This is a genomic window from Desulforamulus reducens MI-1 (assembly GCF_000016165.1).
In the GTDB taxonomy this organism is placed as follows: domain Bacteria; phylum Bacillota; class Desulfotomaculia; order Desulfotomaculales; family Desulfotomaculaceae; genus Desulfotomaculum; species Desulfotomaculum reducens.
The window spans coordinates 1,440,407-1,455,079 of the sequence record NC_009253.1; the positions used below are offsets into that span (position 1 = coordinate 1,440,407).

Sequence of the window (14,673 nt, forward strand, 5' to 3'; positions counted from 1 at the left end):
CGGCTATTAAATTACATCAGATCAGTTTTTGGGGATTAGCAGAATAACTTGGTGTTATTGGATAAGTATTTTTGTTCCAGTTCTCGGACAGGGAGAGGTTTTGTAAACAGATAGCCTTGCATTAGGTCGCATTGTTGCTGTCGCAAAAACATTAACTGTTCTTTGGTTTCAACACCCTCTGCAACAACCTTCATTTTTAAATTGTGCCCTAGGGTAATGATGGCACTTATAATGGCAACATCATCGGATTCAGTATTCAAATCATGAATGAAGGACCGATCAATTTTTAATATATCAATTGGTAAACGTTTTAAATAATTGAGGGAAGAATAACCGGTACCAAAGTCGTCAATGGCTAAGGTAATTCCCATTTTCCTCAATTCAATAAGGGTTTTTTCTGTGAAAGCAACATCTTTCATGGCTAAACTTTCCGTTATTTCTAACTCCAACCATTGTGGGCCAAGGCCAGTATCCTCTAAGACGTTGGAAATGTATTGGGGCAGATGTGGCTGCAGAAATTGTCGAGCCGATAGATTCACCGTTACCCTCATGGGAGAGAATCCCCTATCCTGCCAGGCTTTGTTCTGGGCACAGGCACGACGCAGAATCCATTCACCAATAGGAATGATCAGACCGGTTTCTTCAGCCATCGGAATAAACTCAGCAGGGGAAATCATACCTCGCTGGGGATGTTGCCAGCGAATAAGGGCTTCTACTCCAACAATTTTACCAGTATGAATCTCCACCTGTGGTTGATAGTAAATGACAAATTCCTTTCGATCCAATGCCCTGCGAAGATTGTTTTCTAACTCAAAGCGTCGTAGGGTCTGGGCATTCATGGTAGGTGTGTAGAATTGATAGTTGTTTCGACCCATTTCCTTAGCCTGATACATGGCGGCATCTGCATTTTTTAGCAAGGACTCGGCGTCGGTGCCGTCATCGGGATACAGGGCTATGCCAATGCTTGTGGTAATATGGAACTCATGGTTACCGATTATCCAAGGGTTGGCAAGGGTATCAATGATTTTATCGGCAACAATGGAAGCATTTTCAGCCCGTGTGATATTGTGTAGTAAAATAGTGAATTCATCTCCGCCAATACGGGCAATGGTATCTCCTTTACGAAGTAATTTGGAAAACCTTTGTGCAATACCTTTTAACAGTTGATCTCCTATGTCGTGCCCCAAAGTGTCGTTGACTTTTTTGAAATGGTCCAAATCTAAGAACATAACTGCCAATTTATTTTTATTTCGATGTGCCTGATTAAGGGCCATGGAAAGACGGTCATTAAACAATGTCCGGTTCGGTAGCTCTGTTAAAGAATCATGGTATGCCAGATAGCGTAGGATTTCCTCTATACGTTTTCGTTCTGCCAGTTCCTGTTGGGCGGCCTGATACAAATTGGCATTGTCTAGGGCAATGGAGGCAAGTTGAGCGAAGCCTGTAAGAAGAGATAAGTTGTTAGACTCTAAATTTTGATTCTTTTCTATATAAATGATGCCCAATATACCATTTATCTTGCCTTCCGATTTAAGAGGTAAGGCAATCCCCCCGTGGATTTTAATATGAGAGAATATAGATGATTTGCCTGGCCAGGATGAATAATCTTTTACAATTAAGGGTTCACCGGTTTGCCAGACTGTTCCCACCATGCCCTCTCCTGGTTTCAGCCTGATCCCGACCATTTGTTTATAGGTGCCGGTGCCAAACCTTAATACAAGTTCAGAGGGGTTATTGTTGTCGATGAGAAAGATAAATCCATGATCGGTTCCGGAAAGCTCAGCAGAACGAGTTACAATTGCTTTCAGTAATTCATCCAGATTCAGTCGATTCATTAAGGCTAGTGTTGTTTCGTGAAGTGAGGATAAATATTGGTTTTGTAGGGACATTTTTTCCTGAACAAGTTTATACTCGGTAATATCGTGAAAGTAGATAGATAGACCGTCAGATGAAGGGTAGGCATGAATATTAAACCACTTACCTGTAGGCTGAAAGAAATATTCAAATTGCTGATAAATTTGTTCTGACATCACCTGGTGGAGTATGTGGTAAAACTTTGTATGAACCATTTCGGAGAATTCTTGCCAGATATTTTTGCCAATAATATCAAGCCTTTTCTTATGCAGTAGTTTTTCTGCCTCGGTATTAACATAGGTTACTTCCCATTGGTGGTTTACCGCATAGAAGGCATCGGTGATACTCTCCAGAATATTATTAAGCCTTTCATGGGCAAGATATATTTCTTTATTGGATATTCGCAACTCTTCTTCAATGGATATAAGCTCTTCATTGGCAGCAACTAATTCCTGGTTTGTTGAAATCAGATCCTGCTCAATCATTTTTCGCTTGGTGATATCACGACCCTCAGCCACCAGATAAATAACTTCGTTATTTTTATTTAGTACAGGGTTCAGTGTAAAATAAATGTATATCTTTTTCCCGGAAACTAGATGATTTATTGTTTCGTAATAAATAGTTTGGCCTGTTGCTGCCTGTTTTACAGCATTTTTTAGTTGAGTATGAAGGTCAGCATCGTAGCTCCACCAGGGAGTATCCCAGAGTTTTTTGCCAACTACTTCCTCCGGTTGCATGTGAAAGGTTCGGAGGGCTGTTTCATTAATCAATAATACAGTGCCATCTGTAGATAATTTAGCATTTAACGTAATTAGGTTATCAATATAGTCCTTAAGACCCTGTTCTTCCTGCTTTAGGTTCTCCAGAGAAGATACTTCTGTTGTTATTTTATTTTCTTCCTGCATTAAGCAGTTCTTTTTGTCATTACATTTTTGCGGCAGTTGTTGGATAAAATAATGATTCCCGAAATCTAGAACTGTGAATTTGTTAAAGGGAAAGAAAAGATGTCGGGTTGAGGAAATCATTTTAAAAAGAAAGTAGATAATAATAAATCCACCAATCAGAAAAATTATCGGGGATTTTTCAATGGCAATAAAATGCCAGGGGATCGTAACTCTTTGGAAAAACAGAAGTATTCCACCAAGGATTGTGGCAAAAAGAACCATTATGAATAAAAATATAGTTCTTTTTCTCATATAAACCTCACACTTTTAATTTAAACTATGTTATTTATTGGTAATTAATACTACAAACAACCTAAGATTACCTTTATATTTATATGTGTTTATAGATTAAAAAAGATACCCCCCGGGTAAAAAACCGGGGGACAAAACACTAATTATTTTCGCAGATTAATTTTTGCAACTCTCCTGTCAGACGCTGAAATTTGTGTATATTTTTTTCATCTAAAGATTGATCAATTTCTAATAACAAGGTTCTTTTTTGGGCTTCTTTACGGTTTACTGTTTTTACTGCCTCCACTAACAATTTATGTGCCATAGAGGCAGGATTAGGCAATGGTCTAACCTGTTTATTATTCCTATGGGAGCACAGGGCACAACTAGGTGGACTTGCGAAAGATAACCACATAAATAACTTATGAGGTGGATTTGTCTTAAGTTGGTAGAGGGCTTCATCCACAGAACCATAATGGTTATTATTTAGGCGGAAGTCAAAGGGGAAAGTATTGGTATATACTGCAGAAACTAGTAGAGCATCCTTCTTGTCAGATAACTTGTTGGTAAACTCTATTCTGGACAACAGACTCTTATTATCCTTGATAAACTCAAGAATTCGGGCTGCTTCAGGTTTTTTTAACCGATTGGTACGTAGAAACCAAACGATCAATTCCTTTTTTTCGGCCAGATTATTGGCTAGCATGGTGCTCCCCCCTTATTAAGTTTTATTACCTTAAATATAACTATTTGACTTGAGTTGATTTAAATCCTGCTTTTTAAAGGTAGAAAAATGTGCCATATAATATTTTCAGGGGTATTAGCCATGGATTTACCTTTGTTCACGTAATAGGAAAGACTTGTCTAATATAATAAAATTTTACCATTTTGGGAGATTGTAAATGGAAAATAAATGCATTATAGAAAAGTTGCAGTTGATTATCCCCCAGACAATGGATGGGTGGACGGTAGAAAGGGTATTAAGACGGGAAGTTGGGGTTTCCCGTACTTTATTGCGCAGGGCTAAAAGAAATAGAGTTATTTTATTAAATCAGCTACCCGTTAAAACCAATGTGACAGTGAAAACTGGAGAGGTTTTGGAACTATGGATGGGAAGTCAGGAGACCCAGGTGGTACCAGAAAGAATGGAATTAAATATTCTCTATGAAGATGCTCATCTACTGGCAGTTAATAAGCCACCCGGTATGCTGGTACATCCTTTAACCAATGAAACTTCGGGCACATTGGCTAACGGTGTGCTTTATCACTGGCTGCAGCAGGGAACCATTGACCGATTCAGACCTGTACATCGCCTGGATAGAAATACCTCTGGAATTGTTTTAATCGCAAGGAATCCCTATGTCCAACAACAATTACAAATCCAGATGAAGCAAGGACAGTTTGTTCGTCGTTACTTAGCCCTAGTAAAAGGGAAAGTACAACCCGAGCAAGGAGTTATTCAAGCACCCATTGCTTTAGAGGAAGGCAGTTTTATAAAAAGAATGATCTCTCCGGCAGGAAAAGAGGCCATCAGTCATTATCAAGTTCTTCGAACTTTTAACCAAGCCAGTCTTGTTAGGGTAGAACTGGAGACGGGCAGAACCCATCAGGTTAGGGTCCATATGGCCCATATGGGACATCCTTTGCTGGGGGATTCTTTGTACGGAGGAGATACTTCAAATATTAAACGCCAGGCATTGCATTGTGCGTACCTAGCATTTAATCACCCTGTGCAGGGAAGCCGTATTAAAATTTCCTGTTCAGTTGCCGGAGATATTAGGCAATTGATGGAAGAACACAGTAAAAAAGCTTAATGTGTTAAGGAAGTTTCCAGGGAAGCTTCCTTAGTGGTATGAATACGGAAGGCAGTAATCAGATTTAACAGGGCAATAAAGGCTGCAGCAAGGAATACGTATTGATAGCCTAATTGCATCCATAACAATCCACCAAAGAACGGTATGGTCATAGATACTAGGTGGTCGATAGTTAGGCCCATTGATAAGGTGGGGGTTAAATCTTCAGGTGAGTCTATGATTTTATTTAGATAGGTGGCCCGGGCCATGTTACAGGCGAAAAGAAGCTGGTCTCCGATATAACAAAAAAAGACCAACCAAAGGGCATAATGACCCAACCCAAAATATTGAGCATAGCCGTAACCAATGCAAACGAAAACCAGTAAGATGGATTCAGTGGCAATGATCATCCTTTCACCAAAGGTGTCAATGGCTTTACCCAGTAGTGCACGAAAGGGAATGCCAGCCACGGTACCAATAAGTCCGAGAACAGCAAAGGTAGTAACCGGTTGATTAAAAATTTTTATTAAAACCCAAGGGGCAAAGGTTAGAAATATTTGCTTGCGGGCACCAAAGAGAATATTTAAACCATAAAACAGAAGATATTTTCGTTTAAATACTAATTTTTGTCTTCTTGAACTGCTTTTACGCGATTCCATTAGCAAAAGGCACAAGCAAGAGGCAAGAACACTTAGACCTGCCAGTGCAAAGATAGCGCTATAGCTTAAGTGAAAATAACGTATCCCTAGGTACACCACAGAGAATCCAACCAGGGACGCCGCAGTTTTAATGGCCCCTAACTGACCTAGACGTTTCCCTTCTTCACCCGGCTTGGCTAAAGCCACGCCGATACTTGATTCCACAGGCATATAAAGGTGGGCACCAACACTCCAAATGATCATCCAGACAACCACCCAGGAAAAACTAGGGGAAACAAAACCAAGGCCAAATAATCCAAGGCATAGGATCAGGTTGGCAACCAGGGCTATACGTACATCGGAGAGAAAGATTAAAAGACCAGTGGTAAAAACAACAAGAAAACCAGGGAACTCCCTGGGAAATTCAAGGCCTCCCCTAGCTACTTCACTGATATGAAATACATCATTTAAGTAGTTGTTAAAGGAGGGGTCATAAAGTCCTGTATAAAGTCCCATAAAAGAACCTGCTAAGATAAAAAGAAAAAGGTCCCGTTTTCTTCGGGCCTCTGTATTGTCCATTTCGTAAACCTCACTTTATTACATTTATTAACTTTTATTTTAACACCTATGTCCAAAAAGGCAATAAAAAAAGGCCTTTACTAAGCCTGGTGTAGGGTTTCGATCGCCTTTAACAGATCCCGGTTCAAACGAGTAAACCAATCACGTAATTCGGTCTGTTTTTGCAATCGAGCTTCGTTTTGTGCAATCATCTGGGTTAATGCCATTATTGCCTTTTCTTTTTCGGACATAGACTAAATTCCTCCCTCAATAAAATAAATTTTTCTTTCATTTACTCACTCATTCTTACAATTTCAAGCACATACAAACAAGGTTCAAAGGAATAATTTTAAATAAATTACATTATATGGTTGGTGGGGGTGTAGCCAATCAAAGGCTACGCCTAATTTTACAGATTATGGTTGCACAATGGATCTCCACATGTACCCTTGTGGTTTACCCTCCCACGTCTCACGGGGTCCAATATATGGCCCTTACATTCCTTCGTTCTACCTCTCAAGGGGTGGAGGCCAGGTATGCTCCTTTGCTGGGTCATGCCCGTATGGAAATATTAGTTCCCGGCTTCTCCGTGCTTCGTTTGTCTATCCAATTCATTGTGAATAAGTGTTAATATTTAATAGCCTTTTAAGCAGCTTCCTGTAATTGCTCTTGGCGTACAACGCCTAATACTTGCTCCGCGTCATATGGAGTTTGTTTACTGCCTATGGTGAACAAAATACGAATCAATTTTCCACAGAGGGCAACTATGGATTGCTTTTTCTTTAAGGGATTTCCATGCCTTGTTATTAAATATTGGTGGATGGCCTTAAACTCTCGGTTTTTTGCAACCATGACTAACACAGTCTTAAATAACAAGGCCCGCAGCCGGGGGCGCCCCCGTTTACTGATTCGTGATTGTCCCTTGTGTTTACCAGAACTGTTCTCTTTTAGGTTTAGGCCCGCCAACTTTATGATTTGTTGCCCATGTTCATATCCTTTTAAGTCGCCTACTTCTGCAAGAAATCCGGCTACTGTAACCAAACCGACTCCTGGAATGGTCATCATTTCTGTGCTTCCAGGTATTTGTTGCAGTAACTCTTGAACTGCTTCCATCAGGATTTCCATCTGTTTGCACAGGATGTCATATTGTTCAAGTAGCATCCTTATTTCATGACGGGCAAACTCTATCCCTGTGGATAGTCCGATGGATTCTCTAGCAACCTGCATTAGTTTGTTAGCTCTTTTTATACCAACTGCCCGTTTAATCTCAGTTTTCCACAGGGTTACAATTGCCTCTGTGCCTGTTTTGATGACTTCCCGGGGGAGTGGACAAGTATTTAATATCATCAAGGATGCTTTGCCTTCCCAATCTTTGAAAACACTTGTGTACTCGGGGAAGTACCGGTCAAGCCAGTTGTGGATTCTACCTTTTACTCGGTTAAGGTCTTGATTAAGACGGTCCCTTTGAACCATTCCCACCCGCAGTTCCGCATAGACACCTGTGGGTAAGTTGGGTTCTGAGTAACGGCCATCTTTTACTAATTGGGCAATTACCCTTGCATCTTTGATGTCGTTCTTTGTGGGCGAGTTATCATCTAATTCCTTGCTTCTCTTAACATGCAACGGATTTACAACTACAACTGGTACACCTTCTTTGCGCAAAAACTCAGCCATTGGTAACCAGTAGTGTCCTGTGGGTTCGATACCTACCAGAGCATGATCCTTACCGTGCTCTACCATCAAGGTTCTAATCCAATGCATCAGCTTGGTTAAGCCCGCCCTAGTGTTGTCAAAGACCAAGCGTTTCCCCAACTCGATACCCCTAAAATCCTGGGCACGTGCCACGTGTTTAGATTTGGCAATATCGGCTCCAATAATTAAAGTTGATTCAGTGAGTTGCTCAATTCTTTGTTTTTGTTTATAATTCATTTTGAAGTACCTCCTGTGTGATTAAATTAGGGGTCGGTCGCCTAGATAGCTCGACACCCAGTATATTACAGGAGGTGCTTTTCTTTTACAAAGACCATTTTATTTCCTTACAGGAATGCTCCTTTCTTGAATATATTGTATCATTCCAACATTAACACACTATTAATATTGCATTAAGTTTAAAAAATGTAGGTATTTGTGTCAAGTACAAAAAAAATCCTCCATCAAGGCCCATGGGTGTTATAATGTTAACAAGAAAGTGTTTATTTTTCTAAGGAGGTCTTTTTGTGGATAGAGAACTAGCTCTGGAAATTGTAAGGGTCACAGAAGTGGCAGCCCTTGCATCTTCTCGTTGGATGGGGAGAGGCAAAAAGAATGAGGCAGATCAGGCGGCTACCAGTGCCATGAGGGCGATGTTTGACTCTGTTAATATAGAAGGAACCGTTGTTATTGGTGAAGGCGAGCTGGATGAAGCCCCCATGCTGTACATTGGTGAAAAAGTCGGCACCGGGCATGGTCCTGAAGTGGATGTAGCTGTTGATCCCTTGGAGGGAACCAATATTGTAGCTAAGGGCTTAACCAATGCTTTGGCTGTTGTGGCGATTTCGGACAAAGGAAACCTGCTTCATGCGCCGGATATGTATATGGAAAAGATTGCTGTCGGTCCCAGGGCTGCAGGCCTTATTCATATTGATGATCCAATCCCCAGGACCTTGGAAATTGTTGCACGGGCTAACCGCAAGAGAATTCAAGACTGTACAGTGATGATTCTGGAAAGAGAAAGACATAGTCAAATTATCGAAGCTGTTCGCTGTATGGGCGCTAGGGTAAGATTATTTAGCGATGGTGACGTTGGTGCAGCTATTGCTACATGCTTTGAAGATACTGGGATTGATCTTTATATTGGAACCGGTGGTGCACCGGAGGGTGTAATTTCTGCGGCTGCCATTAAAGCACTGGGTGGCGAAATGCAAGGACGCTTGGTACCAGATAATCAGGCAGAGTATGACCGTTGTGTTAAAATGGGACTGAAGGATCCTAGACAAATCCTCATGATGGACGATATGGTTCGGGGTGAAGATGCCATCTTTGCTGCCACCGGGGTTACTGATGGTGAATTGTTGCGTGGGGTTCGTTTTGTGGGTAATGATCAAGCAGAGACCCATTCTCTGGTTATGAGGGCCCGCACTAAAACCGTTCGATGGATTAAAGCACTGCATAGCATTCCCAATAAACCTCACTTAGTGATGGAGTAAGTTTTTAACAGACTGATAAAGAAGTCCGCCCCAATAATTATGAGGCGGGCTTTTTATATTAAGCTTTGTGCAACGCTAGTCTGGTTTTTTCAAAATGGATGTTACATAATGCCCTGAGCTAGCGTCTTAAAAGGTGAGTACTCAATATTGTGGTGTTGAAATGAGGTAGAAGGATGACCCCGGCAACTAAAAATCGTCACCCTGATGGTGATTTATCCTTTGAGGAGCTTTATGACCGTTATTTCGAACCAGTTAATAGGTATTTGCGGTACCGGATGGATAGCGCCTGGGATGCGGATGACCTGACAACAACAGTTTTTATGAAGGCATTAGAGAATTTTAGCAAATACCGGGCAGAGGGTCCCTTTTCAGGTTGGCTTTTCCGCATTGCCCATAATGTTTATGTGGATTATATCCGGGGAAGACGGGAGTATGCAACCAATGATGTCATGTTGGAACTTGCGGCAGGATCCGATGACGGACCTGAGGAAACGGTGTTACAGGGGGAAGAAATAACCAGACTTCGCCAACTTCTCAAAGGACTCTCTCCTGATTACCGTGATGTTGTGTCCCTTCGTTATGCTGCTGAACTGAGATTTGTACAAATCGCAGAAGTTCTTGGGAAATCTGAATCGGCTGTACGAATGCTACATCACAGAGCTATTAAGCAGTTAAGGCAAAGATATGTCCGGGAAGGAGGGAGTGCCCGATGACAGAAGAACGACATCATGAGCCGGATAATAAGGTTCTTCCCTTTGAAAATTATTTAAAAGTTAAAGAAGAATGGGAAGATGACATTTCCCAATTACTGACCCATATGAGGCAGGTAAGGGAAGCTGTCCCAGTAAATCGCCGCTTGCAGGTGGAATTACGGAAGAAATTACTGAGCCGACAAAAGGAGATAATGAACCAGAATGGGATAGTAACTTCTCCAGAAGAAGCCACAAAACGAAAAATCGCACAAACTGGTTTATGGCAGTCAAGATTAGCACCGTTCCTGGGAGTATTGGCCGCCATTTTTATAGTAATGTCCTTAACGTGTCTTTGGCGTTATGCCAATGGGCAATACCATTTGGAGGTCACAGGGTCACCCCAAGAGATCACTCGCTTTTGGACGGAAGATGCACCCTTACAACCGGCAGTGAGTCCTGATGGTACAAAGATTTTGGTGGTAAGAGGCGGTAGTTTGGTGCTCCTATCCCATACGGGTGTTCAACTGGCTTATCTGGAACCTCCTGAAGGGGCCACTTTCCAATCACCCACCTGGTCACCGAACGGAGAACAAATTTCCTTTGTGTTTAGTCAGCAAGGGAAAGAAGAGATTAGGCAACTGGCAGCAGAGAAGATTATAACTGCGACAAAGATGAGTAATGTTTATTCCCAGACAACGGCACGAGGTGCAGAAAAAAAAGGTCAGGAAGCAAAAGATTCTTTGCAAACCTTTGCTGGAAAAAAGCTAAAAGCAGCAGACCTAAATCATAAAAGTATTCACTTTTCAAACTTGGTGTATTCGCCTGACGGTAATAGATTGGCCTATGTAATGGGTAGAATCGGGGAGCCAACTGAGGTTTGGGTTCGGTATTCTAACGGAGAAGAAAAACGAATTACCAATGGTGATGCTCCAACTTGGTCACCCAATGGGAAGTATTTAGTGGTCCAGCGTCCTGGTAAATCTAAAACCTATGATCTCTGGCTGGTTAATGTTGAAACTGGCGGGGCAGATCTCTTAGGTCCCGGAGAAAACCCAACCTGGAGTAAAAATGGCTATCTTGCCTTTAATACAGTCATTGTCCAAGAGCGAGTTCTAACCTTTTTGCCAAATGGAGACCCCCAGTATACGGTCCGTCAGCAAGTAGCCGAGGGACGCTCAACCTATCTAGGGGAGGATGGGTCAACTGTTTTGAAACAATTAAAAGAAGGGGAAGGCTGGCTGGCCACAAGCCATTTATTGATAGCACCGGAAAATCGAATTTCTGGTGTTGAACTTAGCTGGCTACGCCAACAGGAACTTAGTGGTACCCTTGAGCCAAAGACATTGGTGTTAAACGAAATATCAAAATGTGAGGGCCAGGTCTTTGGACCGGATGATAAGTGGTTACTGTATGCCCGCCGTGATGGCGATACCGTTGCCTTGCTTAAACTGAGGTTAGGGGAACAATGGGAGAAGGAGAGGAACTAAACCTATGAATACCAAACGAAAGAGGCAAGGCGAAAAGTATTTATTCTCCGGCCTCTTACTTACACTGGTTATGCTAATGTTTCTAATAACACCAAATCCAGTGCTGGCAAGCGATACGGGTGTCATACGATTGGCAGTGCAACCCGGTTTAAGCGGTATCTACAAGTTGGATTTTCCCGCAGGCCTTGTAATAAGTGTGTCCAACCAAGGGAAGGCCTGCCAAGGGGTGCTGGTAGTTGAACCGGACGTTAAATCCCGAAATAACCAACAAAACCGCAATGAAGACATCCAGTATCGAAAAACGATTGATATGCCGACAAAAAGTCTGGTTACTACCAATCTAATGGTACCCAGTGAGCTGCTAAATAAAGGGGCTCAGGTGGTATTGCTGGTAAATGAGCAACCGGTGGCTGTAACGCCTATCCAAGGGACCGCAGTAAATGGTGGCCTGATAGCCTTAAGCCTAGGAGAAAAGCCTCTAAACGGAGGCTTTCCGGCATGGTTGGATCAAACCTTTGGTGGGCAGACTGCCATAAAATATATGGAACCCACTTACCTGCCGGATGATCCCATAGAATTGCTTCAAGCGAATATTATTATAGTTGATGATGTTGCTCTCAGGGAGTTAAATAAAAAACAACTTACCACATTGAAGGATTGGGTTTCCCTGGGTGGTATGCTATTACTTTCTGGAGGGGCAGGATCTTCTTCGGGAGGATCCTTGACGGATATATCGCCTGTGGTTGCAGAAAAGCAAGAGGTTATACCAGCTGATCTTGGTGGGTTGCAAGAGGTTAAGGGAAACATGACCATTTCATCCGGTCCACTAACCGAGGGGGAAATCTTGGCTCAGGTGAAGGATACTATCCTGATTGCAGCTAGGGATTTTGGGAAAGGTCGGGTGATTTTCAGCGGTATTCCCCTTGAAAATCTTACATCAGAATCCAATAGGGTGTGGTCACTGATTTTTGGTAGGGCGGATAGTCCCTCCAAGGCTGATACTAAAATGCAAATGACCTGGGACAAAAGAAGTTTGGACAACAACTTGTTACATGCTTCAACCTACTTACCTCAAATAAAAACACCGCCGGTTCCCCAAGTGGCTCTGGCTTGGGTAGTGTATGTACTGGTCATTGGACCAGTACTATATCTCGTTCTGAAACGTTATGATCGGCGGGACTGTATGTGGTGGATCATACCAACCTGTGCAATGATCACAACTGGTGCAGTGTATTTTATGTCACCAGCCCAAAAAATCCATGCACCAATTAGTCAAACCCTGTCAGTGCTTGAAATATTGGATAACGAAAGGGCAGAATTGAATGCTACAGCATCTTTTATCAGCCCCTATGGTGGAACTTTGCGGGTAGAAGGGGCCAGGGGATCTGTTGTTTGGCCAGCTAATTTTAATCAGACAAATAAAATGCCTATCATCCACTATGATAGGACAACAACCCCGAGCCTATCCTTTCCCGATGTAGAATACTGGTCCATGCGTCAGGCCAGTGCCACTGCCTTTAAAAAGAATGTAGGAAGCATTCAAGGGAATTTGACATTAGAGGACGGCTATATTACTGGCAAAATTCAAAACAATACGGATATGGAACTAAAGAATTGTAAAATTCTACTAGGAGGACGTCCTCTAGTATTAAAAAATATACCTGCGGGAGGTTATGTTACGGTTAAACAATCCCTGGCAAAATGGCCTGAAAGTCTGGGTCCCAATGAGTTTAGAGACCTGCTAGTACCTCCCGTAAATCCTGGTCAAAGTGATAACTATATCAGAGAGAGGCAAATGGTAGATGCAGTGCTGGAACCATCGGAGTTTGGTCAAAGTAATCAGCCAGTATTCTATGGTTGGAGTGATGATTCCCAGGAAATATTTAAAATCCTTTCTGATCGTGGAAATGTTCGTAACTATAACCTAACACTGGTAACACAACGCCTTAACTTAGAAATTGCAGATGGACAAGTTATTAAATTGCCCTCCGGCATGTATAGACCTAAAATCATAGAGACTAGAGGAGCCTTTAATGAAACACCTCTGGGTTTTACCCTCTATGAAGGGAAAATTGTACTAAGCATTAATTTGGCAAGGCCCTTGAAAAGTCAAAAGATTAAGGTAGAAACTGTTGAAATACCGGCACAAACCAATAAAAATCTGGTATTAAAAATTTACGATTGGCAAAATAAAAAGTGGCTGAATGTTCCTGTGGGTGGATTAAAGCTTAAGCAAGATCAGCTTAAACAGTATGGTGCCACAGGAGAACTGCGTATTCAGATTGAAAAAGTCTCTAATCTTGGGCAAACAGATCGTGTAGACCTGCCGGCCGTGTCAGTTAAAGGAGGGAAATCTTAATGAATGCAGTGGAGATAAAGGGGCTAACAAAGGTCTATGGCGATAATTTTGCCTTGCAGGATTTCTCCCTTAATATTTCAAGGGGTCAGGTATGTGGCCTAATTGGACCTAATGGTGCTGGTAAAACCACTGCCATGTCTATCCTTGCCACCTTACTGGCGCCGGACGGAGGAACAGCCTTTGTATGTGGGCATGACGTTATGCAAGAACAAGCAATGGTCCGTCGGTTAATTGGTTATATGCCGGATTTTTTCGGTGTATATGATGGACTTAAAGCAACGGAGTATTTAGATTTCTATGCAGCAGCCTATCGGATTCCTATGGCCGACCGGAACCGCTTAACCCAGGACCTGTTAGAACTGGTAAACCTTTCGGAGAAGGCAAACAGTTATGTTGATTTACTGTCCCGGGGCATGAAACAAAGGCTGGCCATGGCCCGCTGTTTAGTACACAATCCCGAAGTTTTAATTCTGGATGAACCTGCCTCGGGACTGGACCCCAGAGCCAGGGCAGAAATGAAAGAAGTTATTCGCCATTTGCGTCGTATGAATAAAACCATCTTAATTAGTTCGCATATATTACCGGAACTGGCCGAGATGTGTGACAGTATAGCCATTCTGGAACAGGGACGCTTAGTGGCCCATGGGATGGTGGACGAGGTTACTGCCGCTCGTCAAGGTACGAGAACATTGAAAGTTGAAGTGGCTGAAAGATTGAACGAATTACTGGAGGTTTTAATGATGAAGCCGGGGGTCGTTAGTGTTGATGGAGATGCCGGCTGGGCCCGGGTGGCCTTTAGGGGAAGTAAAGCTGCCCAAGGTCAAATGTTGCGAGAAATTATGGAGCAGGGTTGGACTGTCATAGAGTATGCAGAGATAAAAGGGAACTTAGAAGATGCTTTTATGGCTATGACCGGGGAGGGCGAATAATAA

12 protein-coding genes are annotated in these 14,673 nt (G+C 42.4%); 7 read left to right on the forward strand and 5 right to left on the reverse strand.

Annotation, left to right across the window (positions count from 1 at the left end):
• Positions 1-35: 35 nt before the first annotated feature.
• Complete coding sequence (locus DRED_RS17895; RefSeq protein WP_011877702.1) at positions 36-2,879, reverse strand: EAL domain-containing protein; 2,844 nt, start codon at positions 2,877-2,879, stop codon at positions 36-38.
• A gap of 310 nt (positions 2,880-3,189) precedes the next feature.
• Positions 3,190-3,735 carry a YpiB family protein gene (locus tag DRED_RS07295; RefSeq protein WP_011877703.1) on the reverse strand — a complete coding sequence of 182 codons (546 nt, stop codon included), beginning with the start codon at positions 3,733-3,735 and terminating at the stop codon, positions 3,190-3,192.
• A 196-nt stretch (positions 3,736-3,931) separates the two neighbouring features.
• On the opposite strand from DRED_RS07295, the gene DRED_RS07300 reads away from it, so the two are divergent.
• Complete coding sequence (locus DRED_RS07300) at positions 3,932-4,843, forward strand: RluA family pseudouridine synthase (protein ID WP_011877704.1); 912 nt, start codon at positions 3,932-3,934, stop codon at positions 4,841-4,843.
• Here the strand turns inward: DRED_RS07300 and DRED_RS07305 are convergent.
• Both DRED_RS07305 and DRED_RS07310 read right to left on the reverse strand, forming a co-directional pair.
• Entirely contained in the window at positions 4,840-6,039 is a 1,200-nt protein-coding gene (locus tag DRED_RS07305) for an MFS transporter (protein ID WP_011877705.1), read from the reverse strand. The genes DRED_RS07300 and DRED_RS07305 overlap by 4 nt on opposite strands.
• 80 nt (positions 6,040-6,119) lie before the next feature.
• Positions 6,120-6,269, reverse strand: a complete 150-nt coding sequence (locus DRED_RS07310) for a hypothetical protein (RefSeq protein WP_041274527.1) — start codon at positions 6,267-6,269, stop codon at positions 6,120-6,122.
• A 236-nt stretch (positions 6,270-6,505) separates the two neighbouring features.
• On the opposite strand from DRED_RS07310, the gene DRED_RS18675 reads away from it, so the two are divergent.
• Positions 6,506-6,649, forward strand: a complete 144-nt coding sequence (locus DRED_RS18675) for a hypothetical protein (protein WP_156779556.1) — start codon at positions 6,506-6,508, stop codon at positions 6,647-6,649.
• 14 nt (positions 6,650-6,663) lie between these two features.
• Here the strand turns inward: DRED_RS18675 and DRED_RS07320 are convergent, their stop codons facing one another.
• The gene (locus tag DRED_RS07320) at positions 6,664-7,947 is read right to left on the reverse strand and encodes an IS110 family RNA-guided transposase (protein ID WP_011876735.1); all 1,284 of its coding nucleotides are present in this window, start codon (positions 7,945-7,947) and stop codon (positions 6,664-6,666) included.
• A 287-nt stretch (positions 7,948-8,234) separates the two neighbouring features.
• On the opposite strand from DRED_RS07320, the gene glpX reads away from it, so the two are divergent.
• The 5 genes from glpX to DRED_RS07345 all read left to right on the forward strand — a co-directional run bounded on the left by glpX (position 8,235) and on the right by DRED_RS07345 (position 14,670).
• Positions 8,235-9,203, forward strand: coding sequence for a class II fructose-bisphosphatase (gene glpX / locus DRED_RS07325; RefSeq protein ID WP_011877706.1), 969 nt, complete (start codon positions 8,235-8,237; stop codon positions 9,201-9,203).
• Between the two features lie 173 nt (positions 9,204-9,376).
• Positions 9,377-9,916 (forward strand): RNA polymerase sigma factor, encoded by a 540-nt coding sequence (locus DRED_RS07330; RefSeq protein WP_011877707.1) that lies wholly within the window; start codon positions 9,377-9,379, stop codon positions 9,914-9,916.
• A complete protein-coding gene (locus tag DRED_RS07335; RefSeq protein ID WP_011877708.1) occupies positions 9,913-11,382 on the forward strand; it encodes a TolB family protein in 1,470 nt (489 codons plus the stop codon). Before DRED_RS07330 ends, DRED_RS07335 begins: the two co-directional genes overlap by 4 nt.
• 4 nt (positions 11,383-11,386) lie before the next feature.
• On the forward strand, positions 11,387-13,741 hold the full coding sequence (locus DRED_RS07340) for a hypothetical protein (RefSeq protein WP_011877709.1): 2,355 nt from the start codon (positions 11,387-11,389) through the stop codon (positions 13,739-13,741).
• Positions 13,741-14,670, forward strand: a complete 930-nt coding sequence (locus DRED_RS07345; protein WP_011877710.1) for an ABC transporter ATP-binding protein — start codon at positions 13,741-13,743, stop codon at positions 14,668-14,670. The genes DRED_RS07340 and DRED_RS07345 overlap by 1 nt, the downstream gene beginning before the upstream one ends.
• Positions 14,671-14,673 lie beyond the last annotated feature (3 nt).